Raw genomic sequence first — 24,869 nt, forward strand, 5'->3', positions numbered from 1 at the left:
CTGCTGATTTTGTTTATAGTATTTTATTAAAATAATTATTGACTTTTTGTAATATGTGTTATATTATAAATATAACACATATTACACGTGAGGTGAAGTTTAATATTGCTATTAAGAATAGAATTTGAGTCAGATATACCTATATATATGCAAATAAAAAATCAGATAATAGAAGGGATAGCATTGGGGATGCTTAAAGAAGGTGATGAATTGCCTTCTATACGACAGTTGGCAAGTGATTTTGGAATAAATCTTCACACGGTTAAAAAAGCCTATGACATTTTGAAAGATGAAGGATTTTTAAGTGTTCACAGGAGAAAAGGCTATGTTGTAACTAAAAATGCTTCTGCCGATGACAATTTTATTGAGGAATTGAAAAAGGATCTTCAACCTATATTGGCGAATGCATTCTCAAGAGGGATGACGGAGGATGAAATATTAAAGATATGTAGAGAAATATTGGAGCAGTTTAAAAATGGAATGTAGGAGGTTTATAGAAATGAATATGCTATATTATATTAATCTTTTAATGCCATATTTCATATTAATTGTAATAGGAGTCATTACGCCATTCATTACTCGTAAAACTATTGTATTTGGTGTGCATGTTCCTAAGGATTTTTTAAATGATAAAGAGATTCAGGGGATTAAAACTTTGTATATAATAAATTTTTTGACTGTAAGCTTAGTATTTATGATTCTTGTAGTCATAAGGATGAAAAATATAAATTTTGCTGTTGGTGGTATTTTTATTGAAGTAATCATAATGTTTGCAATGTATATGAAAGCTCACTATGAAGTATATGCTTTGAAATCTAAAAGAGAGTGGAGTAAAGGAAAAAAAGAAATTGCGGTTGTAGACATGGACTTTAGGAAAGAAAAGATAGTTGTATTCTCTTTATGGTTTTTATTGCCTGCAGCAATAATAATTTTAACATTAGTTGTAGGTATATATATGTATCCGAATATACCACAAAGGATACCTATGCATTTTAATTTTCGTGGCGAAGCCGATTCATTTGCAAAGAAGTCGATTATGTCGGTATTTTCAATCAGCATTGTACAACTGATTATGACGATTTTGATGTTTGTTTCATATAAAATGATAGAATTAGCAAAACAGCAGATAGATCCATCAGACCCGGAATTATCGAAAGAAAAAAATCTTAAGTTTAGAAGAATATGGTCTGGTTTTGTTGTTTTTGTTTCTACCTTAATAAATGCCATTTTAATGGGCACAGCGTTTATTGTTTATGGAGTAATAAGAGACTGGCAAAGCAAAATAGCTATTTTTTCTATATTGCCGGGGCTAATCATAGCAATTGCTGCAATAGTTATATCTGTAATGACTGGTCAAGGAGGTGAAAGGATCAAGATAGATAGAGAAAATGATAAGCCGAGTTCGGTGGATAGAGATGATGATAGATATTGGAAAGGAGGCTTGATTTATTATAACCCGGATGATCCAGCATTATTTGTTGAGAAGAGATTTGGCGTAGGCTGGACTGTCAATTTTGCAAGGCCGTCTATATGGGTCGGTATAATAGTTCTGATATTGATAATCGTGTCAATAAGTATGATAAACGTAAATGTGATGAAATAAAATTGTGAGGGAGAAATTTATTATGGTTAATGATTTAAAAATGGCTTTCATTATTATTTCAATAATCTTCTCGATCTTGATTCCTGCCTTTGCTGTTGCTTACTCATATAAAAGGTTTAAAATTTCATTTAAGGCTTTGTTTACAGGTGCTTTGATTTTTATTGTATTTGCTTTGATTTTAGAATCAACACTTCACTCTTTTATATTCAAATATACTGCCATAATACATCATCCTTATGCGTATGCATTTTATGGTGCATGTGCTGCTGCTATATTTGAGGAATTTGGAAGGTTAATAGGTTTTAAGACTATACTTAAGAAGTATCGAAATTGGAAAGATGGTTTAAGTTATGGCTTAGGACATGGCGGGACAGAGGCTATCATTATCGGTGGAATCAGCAATATCAATAATTTAATATATTCATTCATGATAAATTCTGGTTCACTTGAAGCCCTAAAAGCAAAATTACCGTTTGGAACAGTTGATCAAATAAAGAATGCAATAATTAATACACCTTCATACATGTTTTTAATCAGCGGTTTTGAAAGATTGTTTGCTTTTACACTGCAAATAGCACTCTCGATTTTAGTTCTTTATAGCGTAAAAAGTGGCAGATATAAGTATTTTATATATGCACTTTTACTGCATTTCATAACGGATATATTTGCTGCATTATATCAAGCAAAAGTTCTTAAAAGTATTTTTGTTGTAGAGATTATTGTCTTTGTGATAGCTGTATTTTCATTTGTGTTTATTGTCAAATCAAAAAAGATTGTAGAGAAAATTTTGTAGAAAAATTAATACTTTATTTACAATTTGTTCCATATGAAACAATTTATTAAAATAGCTTTTCATAAAAATTAATACAAAATTTATATTTTAGTGCTTGAAATTGAAAATTAAATGGCTAATATTAGAATTAGAGATAATATCAAGAAAGGGGATGCATAAATATGGATGCATCGGTAATTTCAATCCTAAGTACGGTTTTTATGGTTGTATTTGCCATTGAGGCTATTTGGTGGATTGTGTGGATGGCAATATCTGTAACCAGAAAGATTTTCGCTAACTTCTATTTCATGCTTGTAACATTTATAATTTGGGGTGTTATAGGGATAATAACAATCATAAGAATGAATCCTAATTATGCAATAATTGATGTCATATTGGCTATCGTACCATTCATTATACTTCCAGGTATGGTAAAAATTATCACAGAATATCAAAGAGGTGTTTTATTTCGTTTTGGTAAATTATCTGGCTTGCTGGGACCCGGTTTTAATGTGATATTTCCATTTGGTATAGATAAGGTAATAAAAGTTGATTTGAGGACATTTACAATCGATGTTGCAAAGCAAGAAGTTATTACAAAGGATAATGTCCCTGTAAATGTTGATGCTGTCGTGTACTTTAATGTTTTAGATCCTATCCTTGCCATAACAAAGGTTGCGAATTATACACAAAGTACGACGCTTCTAGGTCAAACTATATTGAGATCAATTCTTGGTCAACATGAACTTGATGAAATGTTGGCAAAGCGAGCTGAACTGAATGAAAAGCTCAGAGAATTGCTGGATGAAGCGACAGACCCTTGGGGTATCAAGGTTACAGCAGTTGAGATAAAGAGCATTGAGCTTCCAGATACGATGAAAAGGGCAATGGCAAAACAGGCAGAAGCAGAGAGAGAAAGGCGTGCAAAAGTTATATTTGCAGATGGCGAATTTCAAGCATCGCAAAAACTTAAAGAAGCAGCTTCTGTCATATCGGCAGAACCTGCTGCACTGCAGTTAAGGTACCTTCAGACACTCCCTGAAATAGCTGCAGAAAAAAATTCTACAATTCTGTTTCCAATACCTATAGAGCTTTTTAATATTTTTACTAAACTGACAGAAAGCAAAAAAGGCGAATAAATAGATAAAACTTTGCGGGATCTCAATCAAAAGGTCCCGTTTTTGTTTTACATAATTTAGCATATAATAAATGAGGATAAAATTGAAAATGAAGGGATTTTTATGATGTTAACTATTATGACTTATAATATTCACGGTGGAAAGGATATTAAAGATAATTTGACCATATACGGCATTTCAAACTTTATAAAACAATCAAAAGCTGATGTAATAGGTTTACAAGAGGTCGACACGTATTTGGGACGCTCGTATTTTTTAAACGAAATAAAATATTTAGCTAAAAGGCTTAAGATGTATTACGCATTTGGACCAAATATAAAAATTGGCTTAGGCTCATTTGGCAATGGAATATTGTCGCGGTATCCCATTGTAAAGAAAAATAATTATCACCTGACTTCTACTGGCGAGAGAAGAGGTGTATTGTCAGTACTGATAGAATTAGATAGTTATAGAAAAATATGGTTCCTAACAACTCATTTGGGGCTTAATAGCAAAGAAAGAGTAATGCAATCACAGGAGATATTAAAGATTATTAAAAGATTAGATTATCCTGTGATTTTAACAGGTGACTTTAATGAAACACCTGAGAATGGAGCATATTCAATAATTAGTCATGTACTTGTTGATGGAGCATTTAGTGCTAATTCTGATTATTATTCATATTTAGATGGTGATGAGCCTGTTAGAATAGACTATATAATGCATTCAAATGATATAAGCGTTGAATCTATAAAGGCAGTTGATTGCAATCTATCAGATCATTTTCCTGTAATAGCTTCTGTCAGATGCAATTTTGATTAAAGTACTTGACACATGGACAAAAATAAATTATTATGTAAATAACAAGTCATTACTTTATCACTCTACAAAGATAAAGTAATTTAGATGGTTAGCGAGGTGCTTTAATGAAAAATTTACCTGATGGAGTACAGGATTTTTTGCCTGAGGAATTAAGATTTAAGCACAGTATAGAAAATATATTGAGAAAAACATTTGAATCGTCTGGATATGAAGAAATAATGCCTCCCACATTTGAATACATGGAAAATTTCAGTAATACTTCAGGCATTTTTTTTGACGAAAATAATCTTTATAGATTTTTTGATAAGAAAGGAGATCTTCTTGCATTAAGACCCGATGTTACAACACAAGTTGCAAGGATAGCATCTACAAAATACAATGAATATCCTCTTAAATTTTGCTACATCGCTAATGTGTACAGATATGACAATCCACAAGTTGGCAGGATGAGGGAGTACACGCAAGCGGGAATAGAGCTTATTGGGAAAAATCATGAGTATTCTGATGCGGAATGTATATCTGTCGCGGTAGAAGCGCTGAAAAACATAGGCATAAAAGATTTTAAAGTTGACATAGGTCAGGCAGAGTTTTTTAAATCATTGCTGGATGATTTAGGATTAGCTCGGAATGAAGAACAGGTTTTAAAAGAATTGCTAGAGCAGAAAAATCAATCGGAGATAGAGTATTTTCTCAAAAACAATAATATAACGGGCCATAATTATGAATTAATAGTTAATCTGCCTCTGTTTTTTGGAGATATAGAGATAATAAAAAAAGCAAAAGATGTATATAAATTTGAAAAAGCTAATAGGACTTTAAATTATTTGGAAAGAGTCTATGATATTTTGAAAGACTTTGGGATGGACAAAAATATAACATTTGATTTGGGCATGGTTCAAAGCATCGATTATTATACAGGACTCATATTCAGAATATTTGTAAAAGATTTGGGATACGCAATTTGCGCAGGAGGCAGGTACGATAATTTGCTTAAAAATTATGGGAAAGATTTGCCTGCAACTGGTTTTGCTATCAGCGTAGAGAGAGCTATGCTGGCATTGCAAAATCAAAGCGAGAAATTCACTAAGAAGCCAAAAAGTGTAGCGGTACTTTGCAATGATAGTAGCAGAAAAGAAGCCTACCATATAGCATTGAAATTGAGAAATGAGGGGAATATAGCAGAGCTTGTAATCAAGGGTAATGAAGATTATCTAAAGAAAAAAAGATTTGATGAGATTATTAAGGTAGGTGTACAAGATGGATAGCATAACAGTTGCGCTGCCGAAAGGAAGAATGGCAGATAAATCTTTCGAAGTTTTTGCGTCATGCGGTATATCAGACAATATTCAAAATGAAATGTCGCGAAAGCTTTTTGTATGTGATTCTGAAAGCAACTTAAAGTTTATTCTTGTTAAACCGACGGATGTTCCGACATATGTTGAACATGGAGCAGCTGATATAGGCGTTTGCGGAAAAGATGTGCTTTTAGAGCTTAAAAGGGATTGCTATGAAGTGCTTGATTTAGGATTTGGAAAGTGTAAAATGGTGGTCGCTGGTCCCACCAATAAGAAGAATACTTTTTTAAGCAACAAAAGAGTTGCAACGAAATTTCCTTCAATAGCTGAAGAATTCTATAAGAAAAAAGGAGAAAATGTCGAAATCATTAAGTTAAATGGCTCTGTCGAATTAGCTCCATTGGTGGGGTTATCTGAAGTGATTGTGGACATTGTAGAAACGGGTACAACGCTTAGAGAAAATGGGCTTACTGTATATGAAGAAATATTTCCATCAAGTGCAAGGCTTATTGTGAATAAAGCCAGCATGAAGACAAAAAGCGATAGAATAAAAGAGATAATATATAAATTAAAACAAGCTACAGAAAGAAGCTAGATAAAAAGGCATTATAGAGTTCAGGAGTATATGGAATTATAGTTTGAAGGGATTGATGCTAAATGATAAAAATCTACGATTTTAGCAATTCGATTGATAATACAGTCATTAAAAATTTGACCAATAGATCAAAGCTCGAGAATAAAGATGTAGAGGCGACTGTGTCTGAAATAATTTATAATGTCAAGATGCATGGAGACAGAGCTTTATTTGATTATACATTAAAATACGATGGTGTAGAAATAGATGATAAAAACATAATGGTTGAAAAAAAAGAGATAGATGATGCTTACAGCAAAGTAGATAAGGAATTTATAAGTGCTTTAAGGAATGCCCTTAAAAATATTACAGAATATCACGAAAATCAGAAGCAAAAAACATGGTTAGATTTTAAAGGCGGTATAGTATACGGCCAAAAGATAAGGCCTTTAGAAAAAGTAGGCATATATGTGCCTGGTGGTACTGCTTCGTATCCTTCGTCTGTTTTGATGAATAGCATTCCTGCAAAAGTGGCAGGTGTTGATGAGATAGTAATGGTTACGCCAGTGAAAGCTGGATTAAATCCATTTGTGATTGTGGCAGCTAATGAAGTTGGAATCAACAAGATCTACAAAATAGGTGGTGCACAGGCAATTGCAGCATTAGCATTTGGTACCGAATCAATACCTAAAGTAGATAAAATAGTTGGACCGGGAAATATATTTGTTGCCATGGCTAAAAGAGCTGTGTATGGGTATGTAGATATCGATATGGTGGCTGGGCCTAGCGAGGTTCTTATCGTGGCGGATGAAAGCGGAAATCCGACGTATTTAGCAGCGGATCTATTGTCGCAAGCCGAACATGATGCTATGGCGTCTGCTGTTCTCATTACTACTTCAAAGAGTATAGCAGAAAAGGTAGCAGAAGAGGTAAGTAGACAGACTTTGAACCTTGAAAGAAAAGATATAATCAATAAATCGCTAGAAGATTATGGAGCAATAATCATTGTTAATAATTTGGAAGATGCTTTAAATATTGCAAATCAGATAGCACCTGAGCATCTTGAACTTGCTGTAGATAATCCATTTGAGATGATTGGAATGGTGAAAAACGCAGGAGCTATCTTTCTAGGAGAGAATTCGCCGGAGCCTCTTGGAGATTATATTGCAGGTCCCAATCATGTGCTGCCTACCAGCGGTACATCAAGATTTTTCTCACCTCTGTCTGTGGATGATTTCATAAAGAAGATGAGTATTTTATATTATGATGAAAATTCGCTAAAGAATGTATCAGATGATATTGTAAGATTGGCGGAAGCAGAAGGACTTACAGCACATGCCAACTCTATAAAAGTGAGGTTTAAAAGATGATCTATGATTTGTTGAGAGATGAGATAAAAGGATTTAAAAATTATGAAGTTTCAAATATCGAATGTAAATATAAAATGGATGCAAATGAAGTTCCATTCAGCCTTCCTGAATCCACGTTGGAAAACCTTCAAGAAATAGTGAAAAGCGCAAATGTCAATAGATATCCAGACCCTGTAAGCATAAAATTAAGAGATAAATTAGCAGAAAAATGCAGCGCATCAAAAGACAATATCTTAGTTGGAAACGGATCTGATGAAATTATACATATTATAATGAATGCATTTGTTTCTCCAGATGATTTTGTCGTATATCCAGTGCCTTCTTTCAGCATGTACAGAGTATATTCAGAGATAGCAGGTGCAAATAAAGTAGAAATAAGTTTAGGCGAAGATTATCACTACGATGTAGTCGAATTTATAAAATCAATTAAGGAATATGATCCAAAGTTAGTGATTTTATGCAATCCTAATAATCCGACAGGTACTACAATTGGTAGGGATGATATAATAAAGATACTGGAAGTGAACAGAGGCATTACTGTTGTTGATGAGGCATACTATGAGTTTTTTGGAGAAACTGTAATTGATTTAATTAATAAATATAAGAATATGATAGTTTTAAGGACGCTTTCTAAAGCATACGGTCTTGCTGGACTGAGAGTGGGCTATGCAGTTTCAAATCCTGAGATGATAGGATGTCTCAATTTGGTCAAATCTCCGTATAATGTAAATAGCATTTCACAAGCAATTGCTTTAAGCGTGTTGGAAGCGGATACTGTGAAGGATAGAGTTGAATATATCAAAAATGAGAGAAAGTTTTTGATGGACGGATTAAGTAAAATAGATGGCTTGAAAGTTTACAATTCACAAGCTAACTTTCTACTCTTAAAGTTTGACGATGCTGATTATGTATATAATAAGCTTTTAGAAAAGGGCATACTTGTAAGAGATTTTTCAGGTGATAATGAGTTAAGCGGTACGCTTCGCGTGACTATTGGTACAAGAGAAGCAAACAGTTATTTTATAAAATGTATTAAGGAGATATTATCATGAGAGAAGCAGAAGTCAATAGGAAGACGGCGGAGACAGAAGTATACGTAAAGATTAATATCGACGGAGCTGGGAAATCTCATATCAATACAGGAATAGGATTTTTAGATCATATGTTAAATTTGTTTTCAAAGCATGGACTTTTTGATCTGCAGGTAGAAGCGAAGGGGGATTTATATGTAGACTCACATCATACAGTGGAGGACATAGGGATAACATTAGGACAGGCATTTTTAAAAGCTCTTGGTGATAAAAAGTCCATTAAGCGTTACGGTTTGTCGTATGTTCCAATGGATGAGGCACTTATTAGAGCAGTTGTGGACATAAGTGGAAGGCCATACTTGTACTATGATTTGGAGCTTAAAATGCAGGTTTTAGGGAATTTTGAGACAGAAACAGTTGAAGATTTCTTTAGGGCATTTGCATATAATTCCGGTATAACTCTTCATGTAGAACAGCTCCACGGAAAGAATACACATCATATAATAGAAGGAGCCTTTAAAGCACTAGGTCGCTGCCTAGATGAGGCGACGGAAATCGACGATAGAATTGAAGGCGTACCTTCTACAAAAGGCGTATTATGATTTAAAAGGTGGTGTAATTTTGATAGGCATTATAGATTACGGAATGGGCAACTTAAGGAGTGTTGAAAAGGCATTTCAGTATTTAGGATGTGAAGCAAAAATAATTGATGAAGTAAAAATGATAAGAGATGCTGATGCGCTTGTACTGCCAGGAGTAGGAGCTTTTCCAGATGCAATGGAATTATTAAATAAAAAAGGATTTTCAAACGCAATTAAAGAAGAAGTTAAAAAGGGAAAGCTTATCTTGGGTATATGTCTTGGCATGCAGCTTTTGTTTGATAAAAGCTATGAAGTAAAAGAAGTTGACGGTTTACATCTTCTAAAAGGAGAGATTAAAGAGATTAAGACGAATTTGAAAGTTCCGCATATAGGCTGGAATTCTCTTATAATAAGGAAAAATGTGCCTCTTTTGAAGAAAATAAAAAATGGGGATAATGTCTATTTTGTTCATTCTTATTACCTAACAAATGGGGATGAAGAAGATATTTGTGCTATAACTGAATATGGAATAGAAATACCTGCTGTTGTATGTAAAGACAATATATTTTCGTGCCAGTTCCACCCGGAAAAAAGCGGTGATGTTGGACTTCAAATATTAAAGAATTTTGCGGAATTGATCTAATTTATTGTGGAGGGATTTGATGATAATAATACCTGCTATAGATATTATTGACGGGAAATGTGTTAGGCTTACAATGGGTGATTATGAGACTAGTACAGTATATTTTCAAAATCCAGAAGATGCGGCAAAAATTTGGGGTGACTATGGAGCCAAAAGAATTCATGTTGTCGATTTGGACGGTGCTAAAGAAGGGCGCCTTGTAAATTCAAAATCTATAGAAAACATAAGAAAGTCTTTTTCCGGTGAAATTGAAGTCGGTGGCGGAATAAGGAATCTTGAAACAGCTAAACATCTATTTAATTTGGGTATAGACTATATAATACTAGGCAGCATAGCTGTTTATAATAAGAATTTTGTTAAAGGTCTTGTACTAGAGTATGGAGATAAGATAATTGTAGGAATTGATGCAAAGGATGGATATGTTGCTACGAAAGGCTGGCTTAGTAGAAGCAATATAAGGGACGATGCACTTGCATCAGACATGAAGGAAATAGGTATTGGTACGGTTATATATACCGATATTAGGAAAGACGGAATGATGGAAGGGCCAAACTTTGATTCCATCAAAAAAATTATTGAAACTCCTATAAATGTTATAGCATCTGGTGGAATCACGACTTTAGAGGATATATTAAAGTTGAAAGAAATAGGAGCGTATGGCGCAATAATCGGAAAGGCTCTGTATACAAATAAAATAGATCTAAAAGAAGTGTTGGAGGTTTTATAATGCTATCGAAGAGAATTATACCATGCCTCGATGTTAAAGACGGAAGAGTTGTAAAGGGCGTAAACTTTGTAAACCTCAAAGATGCTGGTGATCCTGTCGATGTGGCAGAGGAATACAACAGGGCAGGAGCTGATGAGATAGTTTTTCTTGATATAACAGCATCGTATGAGAAAAGAGATATAATGATTGATGTTGTCAAAAGGACTTCAGAGAAGGTATTTATACCGCTAACTGTTGGCGGTGGTATACGCACTGTAGATGATTTTAGAAGGATATTGAGAGCCGGTGCAGACAAGATATCCATAAATTCCGAGGCGGTTAAAAATCCTGATTTAATTAAAGATGCATCAAAGAAGTTTGGAAGCCAGTGCGTTGTGGTGGCGATAGATGCAAAGAGAAGAGATGATAATACTGGTTTTGATGTTTATATAAATGGTGGACGTGTTAATACAGGATACGATGTCTTGGAATGGGCGAAAAAGGTGGAGAGTTTGGGAGCGGGTGAGATTTTACTTACAAGCATGGATGCCGATGGCACAAAAAACGGTTATGACATAGAGTTAACCTGCATGGTAGCTGAGAAAGTAAATATACCTGTAATTGCATCTGGCGGTGCAGGCAATAAAGAACACTTTAAAGAAGTATTGACAGAGGCAAAAGCAGATGCAGCATTGGCAGCATCCCTATTTCACTACGGAGAGCTTAAGATAAGTGAGCTTAAAAGTTATCTAAAAGAGAACCAAATACCTGTCAGAATGATATAAGTGAAAGGATTGTGTATATGAATATAGATGATTTAAAATTCGATGAAAAAGGTCTAATACCCGCTATAGTACAAGATTATGAAACTAAAGAAGTTCTTATGATGGCGTATATGAATAGGGAAAGCCTTGAAAAAAGCTTGGAAAGCAAAGAGACGTATTTTTTTTCAAGAAGCAGACAAAGTTTGTGGCACAAAGGGGAGACATCAGGCAATGTACAGCACATTAAAGCCATTAAGTACGACTGTGATGGTGATACGCTTCTGGTAGAGGTAGAACCTGAAGGACCTGCATGTCATACTGGTAATAACAGCTGTTTTCATAGAGATATTATAAATGATTATGATGAGAATGAAGAAAGTGAGTCAATTCTTAGTAACCTCTACAGAAGAATAGAAAGCAGAAAAGAAAATCCAGTAACAGGATCCTATACAAATTATCTTTTTGAAAAAGGGTTAAATAAAATTTTGAAAAAGATAGGAGAAGAAAATGCTGAAATAATAATTGCTTCAAAAGAAGACTCAAAAGAAGAAGTTGTATATGAAATTGCAGATTACATCTATCACCTGATGGTTTTAATGGTAGAAAAAGGAATAAATCTTAATGACGTATATAAAGAAATTTCAAAAAGATATTATAAAACGGAAGAATTCAGGGAACAGCATAAAAAGCGAAAAGAGACAAAGTAAGTAAAAAAATAGCAAGAAGACCTTGCTATTTTTTCTCAAGTTTATACATATTCCACGGTATTTTATCTATCAATCTATTTTTATATATTGAATCGGCACCCATAAATATATAATTCAGGTTTTGAGTATTCGGTATATTTATTTTTATCCATACTATATTTTTTTTAGATATTGGATTTGAAATTGGAATGTTATACATAGAATTTTTTGATTTTTTGTACTCGTAAATCCTTCCTCCTACCAATCCAACATCTATTCTTTTTATACTGCCTTTGTAAAATAATCTCATATCAAAATGATACGTTACTTTTTTTGATATTGGCGCCAGAGATTGTATTCCTACATACAGCTCATTGTCTTTATAACAAAATGCGGCCAATTCTGTTATATCAGCACTTCTATATATTTCTTGATTTAAAATGCCGCCAGCAGGCACCTTTATCAACATGTACGGCAGTCCTTGCTGCTTGAAATCAGGCAGTGTTTCAGTATTCTTTATCAATAACACAGGCTTAGTTCCGAAAAGTTCATTTTGCCGAATAAATCCCATTAAAAATGGCTCCATGACTGCAATTTGTGATCTGTATTTTTTAATTGCAATTTCTTTCTTATGAATCTCGCTTGGCGTCAACTTAAATATTTGCCAGTTTGTATTGCTATCTGCCATATCAACTGGAGGAAGCAGCGGTTTATTTGGGTCTAGAAGCCATGGAACAGGCCATTGAGGATGATGCACCAAAAACATGTGCTGTCTTACATTTAAGTTCATAGCAGTTATTGCATATCTTACAAAATTGCTGACAGCCCAATGGTCTGGATGAATATCGTCAGCTAAAGGATAGTATATATCTGTCGGATTAAATGACTTTATGATTTCTTGTATGCAATTTTCTAAATTACTTCCAGTGTATGCAATACCGGGTTTATATGCGTTTTTGTATGGAGAATATGCTTTTTGAATACCGCCACTTACTCTAGGACGTGTATTATCCCAAAAGTCGCTCCATAGAAATCTTGTACTGCCATCAGCAAAGCCAAGGAAAATCACATCGCTTTTTGGTAGACCTAATTCGGCCATTGCAGCTATGCTTTCGTTTTGTCTTTGGATGCCAAGTTTGTAAAAGTCTGCTGGCGTTGTGTCAATATGCCCTGTATATGCTGCAGCAGCCTTTTTGTAGCTATCTCCATTTGTTACAATTACTACTTTAACAGGGATATTTTGACTTACAGCTCTCTGTATGACTCCCGCCATCCCTAAAGATTCATCGTCGGGGTGTGGTACGATCACAAGTATTCTCTGGCCGGGGTTATCAAATTCGGGTTCGGGTTTTTTTTCAGTAAGGTTTGCAAAAGTTGTTTTTAAATTCATTACATATGATACCATTAACGTCAACATAATTATAAAAACTATAAAAAATTTCTTCCTTTTCATTGTTTTACCCCTCCAATTATGTCATAATTGTAGCATATATTTATTAATAATTTGTTACAAAAATTGCGATTTGATGTAATAAATTTTTTGTAATGTATAACCATAAGCGTAAAATATTAATTAGGTAAAATTAATTATAGGAGGCAATAATATGTTTGTTGATTTTCACTGTGATACGCTTTATTTGATAGAAAAAGACGGAAGAGACATAACAAAGCAAAATGATAAAGGCCATATAGATTTGGTAAGATTAGAAGAAGGAATGGTACATCTTCAGGTTTTTGCTACTTTTGTTGAGCCGGAATTTATGAGAAAAGATGCTGCTGCAAAAACATTAAAAATGATTGACAAACTTTATCAAACCATGGAAAAAACCAATAAAATAAAATTAATCTTAAATGGAAAAGACATTGATGAAGCTAAAGATAAAAACATATTAGGAGCACTACTGTCAATAGAAGGCGGTGAAGCATTAGAAGGAGACTTATCACTTTTAAGGATGTTTTACAAACTTGGTGTAAGAGCCATGACACTTACGTGGAGTTTGAGAAATGATTTAGGGGATGGAATTTTAGGAAGCGATAATTACGGGCTTACAGCTTTTGGGAAAGATGTCATAAAAGAAATGAATAGATTAGGTATGATTGTGGACGTATCACATCTAAATGAAAGAGGATTTTGGGATGTTGTAGATCTGAGTGATAAGCCATTTATAGCATCTCATTCTGACTGTAAAGCTCTTTGCAATCATCCAAGAAATCTAAGTGATAAGCAGATAAAGGCTATTGCTGATAAAAATGGCGTCATAGGAATTAATTTTTGCCCTGATTTCTTAAGAGAAGATGGCAACGCCACTATAGAAGACGTACTTGATCATGTGGAATATATTGCGGAATTAGTAGGTGCAGAGCATGTTGGATTTGGCTCAGACTTTGATGGCATAGAAAAAACACCTTTTGGGCTTGACGACGCATCATGTTTTCCTAAAATTTTAGATGGACTAAAGATAAGAGGCTTCAAGGATGATGAGATTGATTTAATATCACATGGTAATTTCGAAAGGTTGATAAAAGAAATCCTAAGGTAAATATTTTTTAATAAAAAATAGCCCCTATAAATTAATTGGGGCTTGCATATGTTAAAGGGGGAGTCATTGTTTTGACCAAGAATACATTATACATATAATTCAAATAAAAATCAAGAGTCTATTAAAAAATTATTTAAGATGTAAAATTTAGCCATTAAATAGATTTTTAGTATAATGAATTGGTTATAAATTTAAAACTTGTGTCAACTTTTATACATTTTTGTTGAAGAATTTGATTTCAATATTTATAATAAAAATATAGCACTTTATTGTAGTAGAGTAAAATAAAAAACTGGAGGTAAGGTAATGAATATCGATGTTATTAGAGAGACAGACCCTGAAATAGCCGATGCTATCGTAAAGGAGATAGGAAGGCAGAAAAATAAAATTGAATTGATTGCATCGGAGAATTTTGTGAGTCCGGCAGTTATGGAAGCAATGGGTTCACCGCTTACAAATAAGTATGCTGAAGGGTATCCCGGAAAGCGGTATTATGGTGGTTGTGAATTTGTAGATGTAGTTGAAGATTTGGCGAGAGAAAGGTTAAAAAAGCTATTTGGAGCAGAACATGCCAACGTACAGCCTCATTCAGGTGCTCAGGCAAATATGGCGGCGTATTTTGCATTGATAAAACCGGGTGATACGATATTAGGCATGAATTTGGCACATGGTGGACATTTGACACACGGTAGCAAAGTAAATTTCTCCGGCAAATTATATAATATCGTACCTTATGGAGTGAAAGAAGATACTGGCTTTATAGACTATGATGAGCTTGAGAGACTTGCTAAAGAGTACAGGCCAAAGCTTATAGTTGCTGGTGCAAGTGCATATCCAAGGATAATAGATTTTAAAAAGTTTAAAGAAATTGCGGATTCAGTAGGAGCATATCTCATGGTGGATATGGCACACATTGCTGGGCTTGTTGCGGCAGGTCTTCATCCGAATCCTGTTGAATATGCAGATGTTGTTACATCAACTACACATAAGACATTGCGAGGACCAAGAGGCGGAATAATACTGTCAAAAGAAGTTCATGCAAAGGCGATTGATAAATCAGTTTTCCCTGGTGTACAGGGAGGACCGTTGATGCACGTCATCGCTGCGAAGGCTGTATGCTTTAATGAAGCATTGAAACCTGAGTTTAAAGAATATCAGAAGAAGATATTAAAAAATGCTAAGGCATTGGCAGAGGGGCTTATGGACAGAAAAGTAAACTTAGTATCAGGCGGCACAGACAATCATCTGATGCTTCTTGACCTAAGAGGTACAGGTGTTACTGGCAAAGATTTGGAAAAGCGCCTTGATTATGTTGGCATAACGGCCAATAAAAATGCCATACCAAATGATCCATTAGGTCCTAATGTCACATCAGGTTTAAGGCTTGGTACTCCTGCAGTTACAACGCGAGGTATGAACGAAAATGATATGGTTGAAATTGCTGATATAATATATAATGTATTAAAAGATGAAAATTATGTTGATGCTGCTAAAAGCAGAGTCAAGAAGCTACTTGACAAATATCCTCTTTATGAGTAAGCCTGCATTTGTAGGCTTTTTTGTTATTGTTGTTTTTGAGGCTTTTTTATAAATGATAATATTAAAACTATTAGGGGAATAATTATCTGAAGAGGGACGTGTATGTATACTGTAGTCAATTTAAGCCCTATCAAAATGTGAAGAGGGTATGAATCGGCTATCAATATAGATAAGGCGTATATGATAGTGCCTACAGGTATAAGCAAAAATTTATACTCTTTTAAATTAAATATAGACTGTATTGTTTTTATTGCAGCATACGCAAAAACCGTTATTTTTATAACTCCACCTATTACGATTTCTACAGCATAAAATGGATCAAGATTTCTAAAAGATCCAAATTTCATGGATAAAACCAGTTGGTAAAAAGGAAAGTTTGCCCGTGCTGTTTCTGCGACTCCAAGTGCTGATAATATTTCCACTGTATTTATTGTAAGCCAAAGCCCTGTAACAGCAACCAGAGCCATACAATATTTGTTTAGATCCTTTTTTAAATAGATCTCTGGGAAAATCATCATGAAAGTAATGAGTTCGCCGAATGGAAATGTGAGTATATGAGGGAATGCTGCTTTGATAACGGGCATAAATCCGTTTCCAAATACAGGAAATAATTTTTTAATACTTATACCATTTATGGTGAATATACCCAAAAATTGCATAGCAGCAAGAAATACAAAAACTGGCAGCACCATATGAGCAGATTTTATTGTAACACTAATATCAAACAAGAGAAAATATAACACTACAATTAATATTGCTATTGAAATAGCAGATATAGGTGTCTGTCTGTAAATAGTACTAATGTTTAGTTCATCAAAGTCCCTTGTGACGCGGGCGGCAATATATAAAAAGTATATAGCGTAGATTGCAGAAAGAGCTTTACCCACAATTTTCCCAAATACTCCTTCCAATATTTGTGGAAGGTTTGCATCGTACTTTTTAAATAAAGTCACATACATGTACATCAGTGGAAATGCAGCTATTGTGGCAATTATCATGGCTATCCATGCATCTTGCTTTGCCGATATGCCTAATACGAACAATATTGCACTTCCTAATTCAAATACTAACATTGCAGAAAAAAGTTCTGTGTATGTTATTTTTTTCATTTGTTTCACATCCCGGCTTACAATTTTATTATTATGTTATGGACATTTTAAAATTTTAATCATTTAGTATCATTTCCTATTAACATTTCAATGAATGAAAATAAATATTTCATTATGGGTATGACTAACAATGTTGAAATGATATTAAAGAACATATGGCTATTTGCAATCTGTCGGGAGACATTATTCGGAGTCATATATTTCAAAATAGCATAGTAGTGGTGTGTTAAAGGAAGAAAAATTATTGTCCCTATGATGTTAAAAAATATGTTAAAAATGGCGATTTTTTTACCTTCTCTATTTGTTGCCAAGCTCATTAAAAAAGCTTCTGAGCACGTACCTATATTAAGACCATATGTTATGAAAATGGCATTGTAAACAGGTAATATCTTGGCTGTTGCCAGAACCTGCATCATGGCAATGCAGAAAGTGCTTGACTGCATTATAAGCGCCAAAATTATGCCTATAAGAATGCCGTAAATTGGATATTCAGTAATCGAAATATATTTATTTATCTCAGAAAAATTCCTTAACGGAGTTACAGCCATATCTATTATTTTTAGTCCTGCGAAGATAATGCCGAGACCTAAAAGTATATTGCCTGTAAATTTAAGAAGCTTCTTTTTTTGAAATCGTAAAATTGAACCGAAGAAAATTGCATAAGGTATCAGGTTATAAAGATCAAAAGCGTAAAGTTGAACGGCAACGGTAGTACCGATATTTGCTCCCATTATTATACCTGCTGCGCTGTATAAGTTTAAAAGACCTGCGTCTGCCATGCTTACAGCTATTATTGTAGTCATGCTGCTACTTTGCATCATTATAGCTAAAATGAATCCAATAAATATTGATAGATAAATATTTCCTGTATATTTATCAATTAATATTTTGACTCTTTCTTTTGAAATAATCTTAAGCGATGTTGTCAATAATACTAATCCCAATATAAAAATTCCAATGCCTAAAGATACGAAAATGATTATATTAAACATGTTAACCTCCTATGTTTTTTTAATACATATTTATTTTGATTTAGAAATATTACTACTGAATCTGACATTGTATAAAATGATTTTTTTTCTAGATACTATTTAGTAGTAATATTCATAGAAGGTGATGATATGAAAGCGATAATAATGGCTGGCGGTGAAGGAAGTAGGCTAAGACCGCTTACATGCGGGATTCCTAAACCTATGGTTCCTATAGCTGGAAAGCCGGCTATTTGGCATATTATAAATCATATAGGAAGATATGGGATAAAAGATCTAGGCGTTACGCTTTTTTATTTGCCTGATAAGATAAAAAACTATTTATATGAACAGTATGGTGATAAAATAAAATACTATTTTGAAGATAAACCACTTGGAACAGCAGGTAGTGTAAAGAATGCTGCTGATTTTCTTGATGATACATTTGTCGTGATAAGTGGTGACGTCATAACGGATATAGATTTAAAAAAAGCATATGAATTTCATAAAAATTCTGGCTCCAAGGTTACGCTGGTGCTGACGAGAGTCGATATACCTCTGGAATACGGTGTTGTGATAACAGATGAGAATGGCAAGATTGTCAAATTTCTTGAAAAACCGTCGTGGGGAGAAGTATTTAGCGACACTGTAAATACAGGTATCTACATCATTGAACCTGAAATTTTAGATATGATTCCTGAAAATAAACAATTTGATTTTAGCAAAGATTTATTTCCGATGGTTCTTGAGAAGAAAATTCCTATGTATGGTTTTGTAAGCGATAATTATTGGTGCGATATAGGTAGTGGCGTACAATATCTAAAAAGTCATCTTGATTTATTAAGGGGAGATGTCGATCTGGGGTTTAGAGAAAAAGTTAATAAAGATGGTATTATCTACGGCAAAAATGTAATTGTGTCAGATAGTGCGAAGCTTGTACCACCTTTGGTAATTGGCGATGATACTGTGATAGATGATGATGCCGTAATTGGTCCAAATGCCATAATAGGAAATGGAAATTACATTGGCCATGGGACGACTTTAAAAAACAGCATACTGTGGGATGACGTAAAAATTGGTGCAAATAATGAAATAAGAGGTACGATTTTTTGCAGTGGAGCAATAACAGAAAACAATGTAAGAACATTCGATAATTCCATAATAGGTGAAAAATCGAAACTTCAATCATTTAGCGAAGTTAAACCAAACACAAAGATATGGCCTAATAGAGTTATCACAACCGGCAATGTTGTTGAAAAAGATGTGGTTTGGGGCAGCAATGATGATACATCGCTATTTGGAGAAAGAGGAATAAAGGGAAAACTATATGACAATCTAACGCCGGACAATTTAGTAAAAATTGGTGAAATTATCGGAAATGTGTTTGAAGGAGATATATTGGTTGGGTGTGTTGATGAGGCTAAATCGAAATTAGCTTACGACCTTATAAAAGATGGTATTAAAGCATCCGGAAGGAAAGTATATGCAGCTTTCTCTACAATATTACCGGCCATGAGGTACTCTATTAAAAAGAATGGATATAAGGCAGGCGTCTTTATAAGAAACGTAGATAGAGATACAATAAATATAATTATAATGGATGAAAATGGGTGCGATATAGATAGAAATATGGAAAAGAAGATTGCTAACAAATACAAAATCAATGATTACAAGATATCACATATCATAAATGATGAGGTTCCAAAGGATGTAAATAAGGAATATGCGGAGTTTTTATCACTGCGTCGAGAATCACTTGGAAATTTAAACATAAAATATATGAATAAAACAACAAAAAATATTTTGACTATACTAAATCAAGGATATGTTGAAGGCGCGGCAGCAGCAAATTACGACATTGGCATAAAAATATCTGATGATGGAGAAAATGTAGAGCTGTACGACGACGAGGGGCACATGTTTGATGATGATGAGTTGAATTATCTGAGAATATTGATAGGCAAGGAAAACGGAAAAAATAAGTTTGTCATTCCTTTTAACAGCCCACAATTTTTAAGTGAAGTATCAGAAGAGCTTAACATTGAAACAAAATTCAGCAAAATATCGCCGCCTGAAGCGATGAAAAAGATGTTTGAAATTGAAAAAGACAAAAATGATCGAAGCTCACAATTTAATTTAAGCTTTGATGGAATAAATTTTACGCTTAAGCTGATTGAGTATCTAAACAAAAATAAGATAAAATTGTCAGATATAAAGAAGTCTATACCAAAAAGAGTGAAATTAAACAAAGTAATAAATTGTGACTGGAAAGACAAAGGACTGATAATAAGAAAGTTCTACGAGAAAAAAGATGAAAAATCAATGTTTTTAGATGGAATAAGATTTAATTACGGTGATGCATGGGTTCTATTAGTTCCAGATTCAGAGCTGCCGGCATGCAGAATATATTCTGAAGCTCCAACGAGAGAACAGGCAGAATCACTGTTAAATGAGTATGCAGAATATGTAAGTAAGATAATTGAGCCTAAAGGCAATTAATAAAAAATTAATCAACAAAACATTGCAGATGTACTTAAAAATTGATATAGTTAATATTGTGGAATAATCTGCAGTGTTTTTTTATTATATGCATGAAATTGGTGATAATATGTCAAACAAGTACATTTCGGCTTCTGAAATAAATCAATATTTGTATTGCCCTTATCAGTGGTACTATGAGAAAAAGTACGGACATAAATATATAAATGAATTGCGGGAGAAAAGTGGAGCGAAATCGGAGCTTAGCAATTTTAAAAAAGGAATAGAATATCATGAGAGGTATTACAGAGATATTGTGCATTTAAGATACAAAAAGATTGCTTTGTGGATATTTATCTTTTTGACTTTAATAGCCATTGGGATAGGGTTGCTGAAATGATTTTAAATTTAATTTTTACATTATTAATATTTTATATAATATCAAAGGAAATTTTAGAAAAAAGGCCACCTTATAAAGAGATGAAAAGGACTATAGGATTTAGGAGAGGAAAATTGATATACATAGATAAACAAGAGGAAGTAAAAAAAGACGGAGTTATATACAGCAAGCTCTTAAAATCTCCCAAATATGGCATAAGCGGTAAGCCAGATTACATTTATGATGTAGGGAATGAATTAATACCATTGGAATTGAAAAGCTCTAAAGCCAATGGACATTCTCCTCTGCTAAAGGATGTCATGCAATTGACTGCTTATTTTTTGATAATTGAAGAAGAATTCGGAAAAAAAGTAAGAAGAGGTCGAATCATCTATCAAAATACAATGTTTGAAGTGTACAATACAAAAGGGCTTAGGAGAGAATTGATTAAAGTTGTTAAAGAGATGAGGCTTTTAGAAGAAGAAAAGTTTTTTCCTGACGTAGAAGGCGATTTTCTAAAGTGCAGATTTTGCCCTTGCAGAGATACTGTGTGTAAAATTTACAAAGAAAGCAAAGCAAAAATCTGATAAGAATACAAAACATCTGATTGCAAAAAATACATAGGAAGATATTTTTGAAATGAGGATGATAATATGCTAAGGAAGATATGTGTTTTGTTTTTTATTTCAATGCTTGTGTTTTCGACTGCATCTTGCAGTTTCATAAAGACGAAAAAGCCTTTAAACGATGAAAAAAAGTCTGTTCAAAAGCCTAGCGTGAATGTAAAAACCAGCAATAATGATGTAAGTAAAGATGTAGAAGACAAATCAGCGGAAAGTGAAGCTGAAGATACAACGAAAGGCACAGTAAATAATGATGTATACAGTCCTCAGATAAATACAGAAGGGCTTGATAATACCCTGTACGGCTGGGGTATGAGGGTATTGCCTGACCACAAGACACCTGAGATTACATCAAAAGCCATGAACCTTATAAAAAAGTACGATGGAATATTTACAGGAGATACAACGAAAAAATACGTATACTTGACATTTGATGAAGGATATGAAAATGGGTATACACCAAAAATTCTTGATATATTAAAGGCAAATAATGTAAAGGCAGCTTTTTTTGTAACTGGACCGTATATTAAGGAACATGGCGATCTTGTTAAGAGAATGATTGCTGAAGGACATATAGTAGGTAATCATACGGTGAATCATCCTAGTCTTCCGAAAATTTCAGATGAAAAAGTTAAAAGCGAAATAACTGGTCTTGCAGAGATGTTTAAGAGCCTTACAGGGAAAAATATGCATTATTTCAGGCCGCCCATGGGTGAGTACAGTGAAAGGACATTGTATATAACAAAATCACTTGGTTATAAAACTGTATTTTGGAGTCTTGCTCTTGCTGACTGGCAACCTTTGCCGGGAGGCCCTGATGAAAGTTATAATACTGTTATGAATAGAATTCATCCTGGGGCTGTTATACTGCTGCATGCTGTTTCGAAAGATGATACGATGGCTCTTGATAGGATATTAAAAGATATAAAAGTGCAGGGATATGTATTTAAGACTTTAGATGATATAAGCAAATAAAGTGAGGGGATAATTTTGAATCATATTATAGAAAGGAAGAATTTCTACATGATGGCCATTGCGTTCGTTTTAAGCTTTGGCGCAATAGCCATCATAATGAAGTTTTCAGGGTATCAAGGATTAAAAGATGTTATGAATATAAATCCCATTTATATTGGCATCATGCTGCTTTTTATTTTTTTAAGCTTGATGGTGGATACTTATAGGATTAGAGATTTGCTTTTAGCCTTAGGAGAAGATTTAAGCGTTGGTTATCTATTTAAGTTTAATTTAGCTACTTTTTTCTTCAGCTACATAACTCCATTTGGTTCAGGTGCACTGCCGATTACCATATATCTTTTGAATAAGAAAAAAATCCCACCAAATAAAAGTCTTATGATTTTTACAGCCAAGATCTTGTTTTCAGGTATTTTTTTCGGCACGATTCCACCGATACTGCTGATTTTCTTTAGAAAGCAGTTGGAGCTTACGCATGCTTTGTCTATATTTGCCATATTGGTTTCATTTATACTTTTGCTTTTATTGATAGGTCTTGTCTATATAATATTGAGGCCGGCTTTTTTAATCTCTGTAGTGAATTTGATTGCTGGCATAAAGTTTTTCTCAGGTGAAAGGTATAAAAAGTTTTTTGAAAATACAAAAACTGAAATTATTGAATACAATCGCAGATTTAATGAACTTTTCATGGTAAGTTCGGGAGGAAAGCTTCTAATATCGCAGCTTTTATACGCTATGCTTTTCTGGACTTTGTTTTACAGCATTGCACCAATTTTGATGATAGCGATGAACATAAAATTCAACATTTTAGCTGTCATATCAAGGCAAATTATATTTTACGATATTCTTGCTTACAATGTGATACCAAGTGGAGCAGGATTTGTTGAAGTTGGCTTTGCCAGCATATTTTCAAATATTGTACCGCACCATTTGTTAGGTGTTTTCATAGGCATATGGAGGTTTTTCACATACTACGTATACTTGATTGCGTCAGGAATAGGATTTTTCTTGATGATGAGAAAAGATAAAGACAAGCCGTTAGGCGCTGAATGATTATTTTAAGTCATTGCGCCTTAAAAAATCTTTTTGTTGACTTTATTCGAAAAAACGAATATAATTAGTTGGGAAGGGTGATAAGATGGTAACAATTGATTTGTACGACAAGACGGCTGAGTACTTTAAAGCATTGTCACATCCGACAAGAATTAAGATAATAGAGCTTTTAAGCAGAAATGAGATGTGCGTCTGTGAAATGATGGCTGTTTTGAATCTTGACCAATCTCATATCTCAAGGCATTTAATGGTGTTAAGGGCAAATGGGATAGTAAAAGATTCAAGGGAAGGAACAAAGATTTATTATACTCTTAAAAACAAGGACATCGTTAAAATTATAGATGAAGTTAAGAAAATAGTTGGGGAGTAAGCATTTGCTTATCTTATATATTCGAATAACCGAATAAAGAAATATATTCCCTAATATATTTTTATAGTTAGATTAGTTATTTATTTTGTCTATTTAATTCGAAAAACCGAATAAAAGAATAAAAATTAGCGACGTGAAAGGAGGTGAAATAGATGGCAAAAAATTGGTATCCAATTATTGACCACGATAAATGCATACAGTGCTATCAGTGTGTTAATTTCTGCAAACACGATGTTTACACAATAGGTGATGATGGTTTTCCGCTTGTAATAAATCCTGACAACTGTGTAGAGTTTTGCAGAGGTTGCCAGAAGATATGCGATAACGACGCTATATCTTATTTTGGCGACAATAAATAAGCTTAATTTACAATTTCGCTTAAAGATTTTAAAAAATTATAAATTTAATTGGAGGGAATAATAAAATGAGCAAAAAAGGATTGCTTTTATGCGTATGCCAAGGCACATGTCCTTCATTTCAGGATATGGACACATTCGAAGTTTTAAACACATTAAGAAGGGAAAATATATTTGAATGGGTAGGATTGCACCCACAGCTTTGCGCGGAGGATGGGGATAGGTATTTGCGTGAACTTTTAAAAGGTGCAGATATAGATGAGTTATACGTCGCTGCATGCGATCCAGTAATGCAGAGAAAAATGTATAGGGATGCTTTTGACGCAGTAGGATTCGACAGAGAAAAGCATATTGGCATAGAAATAAGAAATATGAACACAGAGCAAGTAATAAATGAAATCAAGAAAGCTGTTAATGAAAAAGGACAATCAGAAAAATAATTTTTATATACTTATTATTTTAACAAGGAGTTTTAAAAAAGTCTCCCATCCTCTATAGATGGGGGATTATTACTATT

Annotated in this window: 27 protein-coding genes; 24 read left to right on the top strand and 3 right to left on the bottom strand. The window is 33.7% G+C overall.

Going from position 1 to position 24,869, the window contains the following annotated elements; translation table 11 throughout:
- Positions 1–105 precede the first annotated feature (105 nt).
- The 14 genes from J2Z80_RS06290 (at position 106) to hisIE (ending at position 11,986) form a co-directional block, all read left to right on the top strand.
- On the top strand, positions 106–486 hold the full coding sequence (locus J2Z80_RS06290; RefSeq protein ID WP_132775233.1) for a GntR family transcriptional regulator: 381 nt from the start codon (positions 106–108) through the stop codon (positions 484–486).
- A gap of 13 nt (positions 487–499) precedes the next feature.
- Positions 500–1,603 (top strand): DUF1648 domain-containing protein, encoded by a 1,104-nt coding sequence (locus tag J2Z80_RS06295; RefSeq protein ID WP_209453644.1) that lies wholly within the window; start codon positions 500–502, stop codon positions 1,601–1,603.
- A 22-nt stretch (positions 1,604–1,625) separates the two neighbouring features.
- Positions 1,626–2,396, top strand: coding sequence for a YhfC family intramembrane metalloprotease (locus tag J2Z80_RS06300; protein WP_209453645.1), 771 nt, complete (start codon positions 1,626–1,628; stop codon positions 2,394–2,396).
- Between the two features lie 161 nt (positions 2,397–2,557).
- Positions 2,558–3,514 carry a slipin family protein gene (locus tag J2Z80_RS06305; protein ID WP_209453646.1) on the top strand — a complete coding sequence of 319 codons (957 nt, stop codon included), beginning with the start codon at positions 2,558–2,560 and terminating at the stop codon, positions 3,512–3,514.
- A gap of 102 nt (positions 3,515–3,616) precedes the next feature.
- Entirely contained in the window at positions 3,617–4,315 is a 699-nt protein-coding gene (locus J2Z80_RS06310) for an endonuclease/exonuclease/phosphatase family protein (protein ID WP_132775230.1), read from the top strand.
- A 104-nt stretch (positions 4,316–4,419) separates the two neighbouring features.
- Complete coding sequence (gene hisZ / locus J2Z80_RS06315; protein WP_209453647.1) at positions 4,420–5,580, top strand: ATP phosphoribosyltransferase regulatory subunit; 1,161 nt, start codon at positions 4,420–4,422, stop codon at positions 5,578–5,580.
- Complete coding sequence (gene hisG, locus J2Z80_RS06320; protein WP_209453648.1) at positions 5,573–6,205, top strand: ATP phosphoribosyltransferase; 633 nt, start codon at positions 5,573–5,575, stop codon at positions 6,203–6,205. Before hisZ ends, hisG begins: the two co-directional genes overlap by 8 nt.
- 62 nt (positions 6,206–6,267) lie before the next feature.
- Positions 6,268–7,554 carry a histidinol dehydrogenase gene (gene hisD / locus J2Z80_RS06325; protein WP_192404252.1) on the top strand — a complete coding sequence of 429 codons (1,287 nt, stop codon included), beginning with the start codon at positions 6,268–6,270 and terminating at the stop codon, positions 7,552–7,554.
- Positions 7,551–8,606, top strand: coding sequence for a histidinol-phosphate transaminase (hisC, locus tag J2Z80_RS06330; RefSeq protein WP_209453649.1), 1,056 nt, complete (start codon positions 7,551–7,553; stop codon positions 8,604–8,606). Before hisD ends, hisC begins: the two co-directional genes overlap by 4 nt.
- The gene (hisB, locus tag J2Z80_RS06335; protein WP_209453650.1) at positions 8,603–9,187 is read left to right on the top strand and encodes an imidazoleglycerol-phosphate dehydratase HisB; all 585 of its coding nucleotides are present in this window, start codon (positions 8,603–8,605) and stop codon (positions 9,185–9,187) included. Before hisC ends, hisB begins: the two co-directional genes overlap by 4 nt.
- 19 nt (positions 9,188–9,206) lie before the next feature.
- Positions 9,207–9,809, top strand: a complete 603-nt coding sequence (gene hisH / locus J2Z80_RS06340) for an imidazole glycerol phosphate synthase subunit HisH (protein WP_013297100.1) — start codon at positions 9,207–9,209, stop codon at positions 9,807–9,809.
- 19 nt (positions 9,810–9,828) lie between these two features.
- On the top strand, positions 9,829–10,536 hold the full coding sequence (hisA, locus tag J2Z80_RS06345; RefSeq protein WP_209453651.1) for a 1-(5-phosphoribosyl)-5-[(5-phosphoribosylamino)methylideneamino]imidazole-4-carboxamide isomerase: 708 nt from the start codon (positions 9,829–9,831) through the stop codon (positions 10,534–10,536).
- Positions 10,536–11,300: an imidazole glycerol phosphate synthase subunit HisF gene (gene hisF, locus J2Z80_RS06350; RefSeq protein ID WP_132775222.1), complete on the top strand. Its 765-nt coding sequence runs from the start codon at positions 10,536–10,538 to the stop codon at positions 11,298–11,300. The genes hisA and hisF overlap by 1 nt, the downstream gene beginning before the upstream one ends.
- A gap of 17 nt (positions 11,301–11,317) precedes the next feature.
- Positions 11,318–11,986: a bifunctional phosphoribosyl-AMP cyclohydrolase/phosphoribosyl-ATP diphosphatase HisIE gene (gene hisIE, locus J2Z80_RS06355; RefSeq protein ID WP_209453652.1), complete on the top strand. Its 669-nt coding sequence runs from the start codon at positions 11,318–11,320 to the stop codon at positions 11,984–11,986.
- A gap of 25 nt (positions 11,987–12,011) precedes the next feature.
- On the opposite strand, the gene J2Z80_RS06360 is transcribed toward hisIE, so the two are convergent.
- Positions 12,012–13,418 (bottom strand): PIG-L deacetylase family protein, encoded by a 1,407-nt coding sequence (locus tag J2Z80_RS06360; protein ID WP_209453653.1) that lies wholly within the window; start codon positions 13,416–13,418, stop codon positions 12,012–12,014.
- Between the two features lie 151 nt (positions 13,419–13,569).
- Here J2Z80_RS06360 and J2Z80_RS06365 point away from each other — a divergent pair, with 151 nt between their 5' ends.
- Positions 13,570–14,505, top strand: coding sequence for a dipeptidase (locus J2Z80_RS06365; protein WP_209453654.1), 936 nt, complete (start codon positions 13,570–13,572; stop codon positions 14,503–14,505).
- 306 nt (positions 14,506–14,811) lie between these two features.
- Positions 14,812–16,044 (top strand): serine hydroxymethyltransferase, encoded by a 1,233-nt coding sequence (gene glyA / locus J2Z80_RS06370; RefSeq protein WP_209453655.1) that lies wholly within the window; start codon positions 14,812–14,814, stop codon positions 16,042–16,044.
- 23 nt (positions 16,045–16,067) lie between these two features.
- Here the strand turns inward: glyA and J2Z80_RS06375 are convergent, their stop codons facing one another.
- Positions 16,068–17,153: a GerAB/ArcD/ProY family transporter gene (locus J2Z80_RS06375; RefSeq protein WP_209453656.1), complete on the bottom strand. Its 1,086-nt coding sequence runs from the start codon at positions 17,151–17,153 to the stop codon at positions 16,068–16,070.
- A 59-nt stretch (positions 17,154–17,212) separates the two neighbouring features.
- Entirely contained in the window at positions 17,213–18,145 is a 933-nt protein-coding gene (locus J2Z80_RS06380; RefSeq protein WP_209453657.1) for a Na/Pi cotransporter family protein, read from the bottom strand.
- A 129-nt stretch (positions 18,146–18,274) separates the two neighbouring features.
- On the opposite strand from J2Z80_RS06380, the gene J2Z80_RS06385 reads away from it, so the two are divergent.
- The 8 genes from J2Z80_RS06385 (at position 18,275) to J2Z80_RS06420 (ending at position 24,792) form a co-directional block, all read left to right on the top strand.
- On the top strand, positions 18,275–20,620 hold the full coding sequence (locus tag J2Z80_RS06385) for a sugar phosphate nucleotidyltransferase (protein ID WP_209453658.1): 2,346 nt from the start codon (positions 18,275–18,277) through the stop codon (positions 20,618–20,620).
- Between the two features lie 109 nt (positions 20,621–20,729).
- The gene (locus J2Z80_RS06390; RefSeq protein WP_209453688.1) at positions 20,730–20,999 is read left to right on the top strand and encodes a hypothetical protein; all 270 of its coding nucleotides are present in this window, start codon (positions 20,730–20,732) and stop codon (positions 20,997–20,999) included.
- Positions 20,996–21,565, top strand: a complete 570-nt coding sequence (gene cas4 / locus J2Z80_RS06395; RefSeq protein ID WP_209453659.1) for a CRISPR-associated protein Cas4 — start codon at positions 20,996–20,998, stop codon at positions 21,563–21,565. Before J2Z80_RS06390 ends, cas4 begins: the two co-directional genes overlap by 4 nt.
- Positions 21,566–21,631: 66 nt before the next feature.
- A complete protein-coding gene (gene pdaA, locus J2Z80_RS06400; protein WP_209453660.1) occupies positions 21,632–22,576 on the top strand; it encodes a delta-lactam-biosynthetic de-N-acetylase in 945 nt (314 codons plus the stop codon).
- A gap of 15 nt (positions 22,577–22,591) precedes the next feature.
- The gene (locus J2Z80_RS06405) at positions 22,592–23,626 is read left to right on the top strand and encodes a lysylphosphatidylglycerol synthase transmembrane domain-containing protein (protein ID WP_245301189.1); all 1,035 of its coding nucleotides are present in this window, start codon (positions 22,592–22,594) and stop codon (positions 23,624–23,626) included.
- 85 nt (positions 23,627–23,711) lie between these two features.
- Entirely contained in the window at positions 23,712–23,996 is a 285-nt protein-coding gene (locus J2Z80_RS06410) for an ArsR/SmtB family transcription factor (protein WP_085112350.1), read from the top strand.
- A gap of 152 nt (positions 23,997–24,148) precedes the next feature.
- Positions 24,149–24,355 carry a 4Fe-4S dicluster domain-containing protein gene (locus tag J2Z80_RS06415; RefSeq protein WP_014758088.1) on the top strand — a complete coding sequence of 69 codons (207 nt, stop codon included), beginning with the start codon at positions 24,149–24,151 and terminating at the stop codon, positions 24,353–24,355.
- A 65-nt stretch (positions 24,356–24,420) separates the two neighbouring features.
- Positions 24,421–24,792: a heterodisulfide reductase subunit A-like protein gene (locus J2Z80_RS06420; RefSeq protein WP_209453661.1), complete on the top strand. Its 372-nt coding sequence runs from the start codon at positions 24,421–24,423 to the stop codon at positions 24,790–24,792.
- The last annotated feature ends 77 nt before the right edge of the window (positions 24,793–24,869 follow it).

Source organism: Thermoanaerobacterium butyriciformans, from assembly GCF_017874545.1.
Taxonomy (GTDB): Bacteria; Bacillota; Thermoanaerobacteria; order Thermoanaerobacterales; family Thermoanaerobacteraceae; genus Thermoanaerobacterium; species Thermoanaerobacterium butyriciformans.

What these genes read in the sequence shown, in the direction of transcription:
- J2Z80_RS06295 (WP_209453644.1), top strand. Translation starts at nt 500, where the DNA reads ATGAATATGCTATATTATATTAATCTTTTAATGCCATATTTCATATTA.
- J2Z80_RS06300 (WP_209453645.1), top strand. Translation starts at nt 1,626, where the DNA reads ATGGTTAATGATTTAAAAATGGCTTTCATTATTATTTCAATAATCTTC.
- J2Z80_RS06305 (WP_209453646.1), top strand. Translation starts at nt 2,558, where the DNA reads ATGGATGCATCGGTAATTTCAATCCTAAGTACGGTTTTTATGGTTGTA.
- J2Z80_RS06310 (WP_132775230.1), top strand. Translation starts at nt 3,617, where the DNA reads ATGATGTTAACTATTATGACTTATAATATTCACGGTGGAAAGGATATT.
- hisZ (WP_209453647.1), top strand. Translation starts at nt 4,420, where the DNA reads ATGAAAAATTTACCTGATGGAGTACAGGATTTTTTGCCTGAGGAATTA.
- hisG (WP_209453648.1), top strand. Translation starts at nt 5,573, where the DNA reads ATGGATAGCATAACAGTTGCGCTGCCGAAAGGAAGAATGGCAGATAAA.
- hisD (WP_192404252.1), top strand. Translation starts at nt 6,268, where the DNA reads ATGATAAAAATCTACGATTTTAGCAATTCGATTGATAATACAGTCATT.
- hisC (WP_209453649.1), top strand. Translation starts at nt 7,551, where the DNA reads ATGATCTATGATTTGTTGAGAGATGAGATAAAAGGATTTAAAAATTAT.
- hisB (WP_209453650.1), top strand. Translation starts at nt 8,603, where the DNA reads ATGAGAGAAGCAGAAGTCAATAGGAAGACGGCGGAGACAGAAGTATAC.
- hisA (WP_209453651.1), top strand. Translation starts at nt 9,829, where the DNA reads ATGATAATAATACCTGCTATAGATATTATTGACGGGAAATGTGTTAGG.
- hisF (WP_132775222.1), top strand. Translation starts at nt 10,536, where the DNA reads ATGCTATCGAAGAGAATTATACCATGCCTCGATGTTAAAGACGGAAGA.
- hisIE (WP_209453652.1), top strand. Translation starts at nt 11,318, where the DNA reads ATGAATATAGATGATTTAAAATTCGATGAAAAAGGTCTAATACCCGCT.
- J2Z80_RS06360 (WP_209453653.1), bottom strand. Translation starts at nt 13,418, where the DNA reads ATGAAAAGGAAGAAATTTTTTATAGTTTTTATAATTATGTTGACGTTA.
- J2Z80_RS06365 (WP_209453654.1), top strand. Translation starts at nt 13,570, where the DNA reads ATGTTTGTTGATTTTCACTGTGATACGCTTTATTTGATAGAAAAAGAC.
- glyA (WP_209453655.1), top strand. Translation starts at nt 14,812, where the DNA reads ATGAATATCGATGTTATTAGAGAGACAGACCCTGAAATAGCCGATGCT.
- J2Z80_RS06375 (WP_209453656.1), bottom strand. Translation starts at nt 17,153, where the DNA reads ATGAAAAAAATAACATACACAGAACTTTTTTCTGCAATGTTAGTATTT.
- J2Z80_RS06380 (WP_209453657.1), bottom strand. Translation starts at nt 18,145, where the DNA reads ATGTTTAATATAATCATTTTCGTATCTTTAGGCATTGGAATTTTTATA.
- J2Z80_RS06385 (WP_209453658.1), top strand. Translation starts at nt 18,275, where the DNA reads ATGAAAGCGATAATAATGGCTGGCGGTGAAGGAAGTAGGCTAAGACCG.
- J2Z80_RS06390 (WP_209453688.1), top strand. Translation starts at nt 20,730, where the DNA reads ATGTCAAACAAGTACATTTCGGCTTCTGAAATAAATCAATATTTGTAT.
- cas4 (WP_209453659.1), top strand. Translation starts at nt 20,996, where the DNA reads ATGATTTTAAATTTAATTTTTACATTATTAATATTTTATATAATATCA.
- pdaA (WP_209453660.1), top strand. Translation starts at nt 21,632, where the DNA reads ATGCTAAGGAAGATATGTGTTTTGTTTTTTATTTCAATGCTTGTGTTT.
- J2Z80_RS06410 (WP_085112350.1), top strand. Translation starts at nt 23,712, where the DNA reads ATGGTAACAATTGATTTGTACGACAAGACGGCTGAGTACTTTAAAGCA.
- J2Z80_RS06415 (WP_014758088.1), top strand. Translation starts at nt 24,149, where the DNA reads ATGGCAAAAAATTGGTATCCAATTATTGACCACGATAAATGCATACAG.
- J2Z80_RS06420 (WP_209453661.1), top strand. Translation starts at nt 24,421, where the DNA reads ATGAGCAAAAAAGGATTGCTTTTATGCGTATGCCAAGGCACATGTCCT.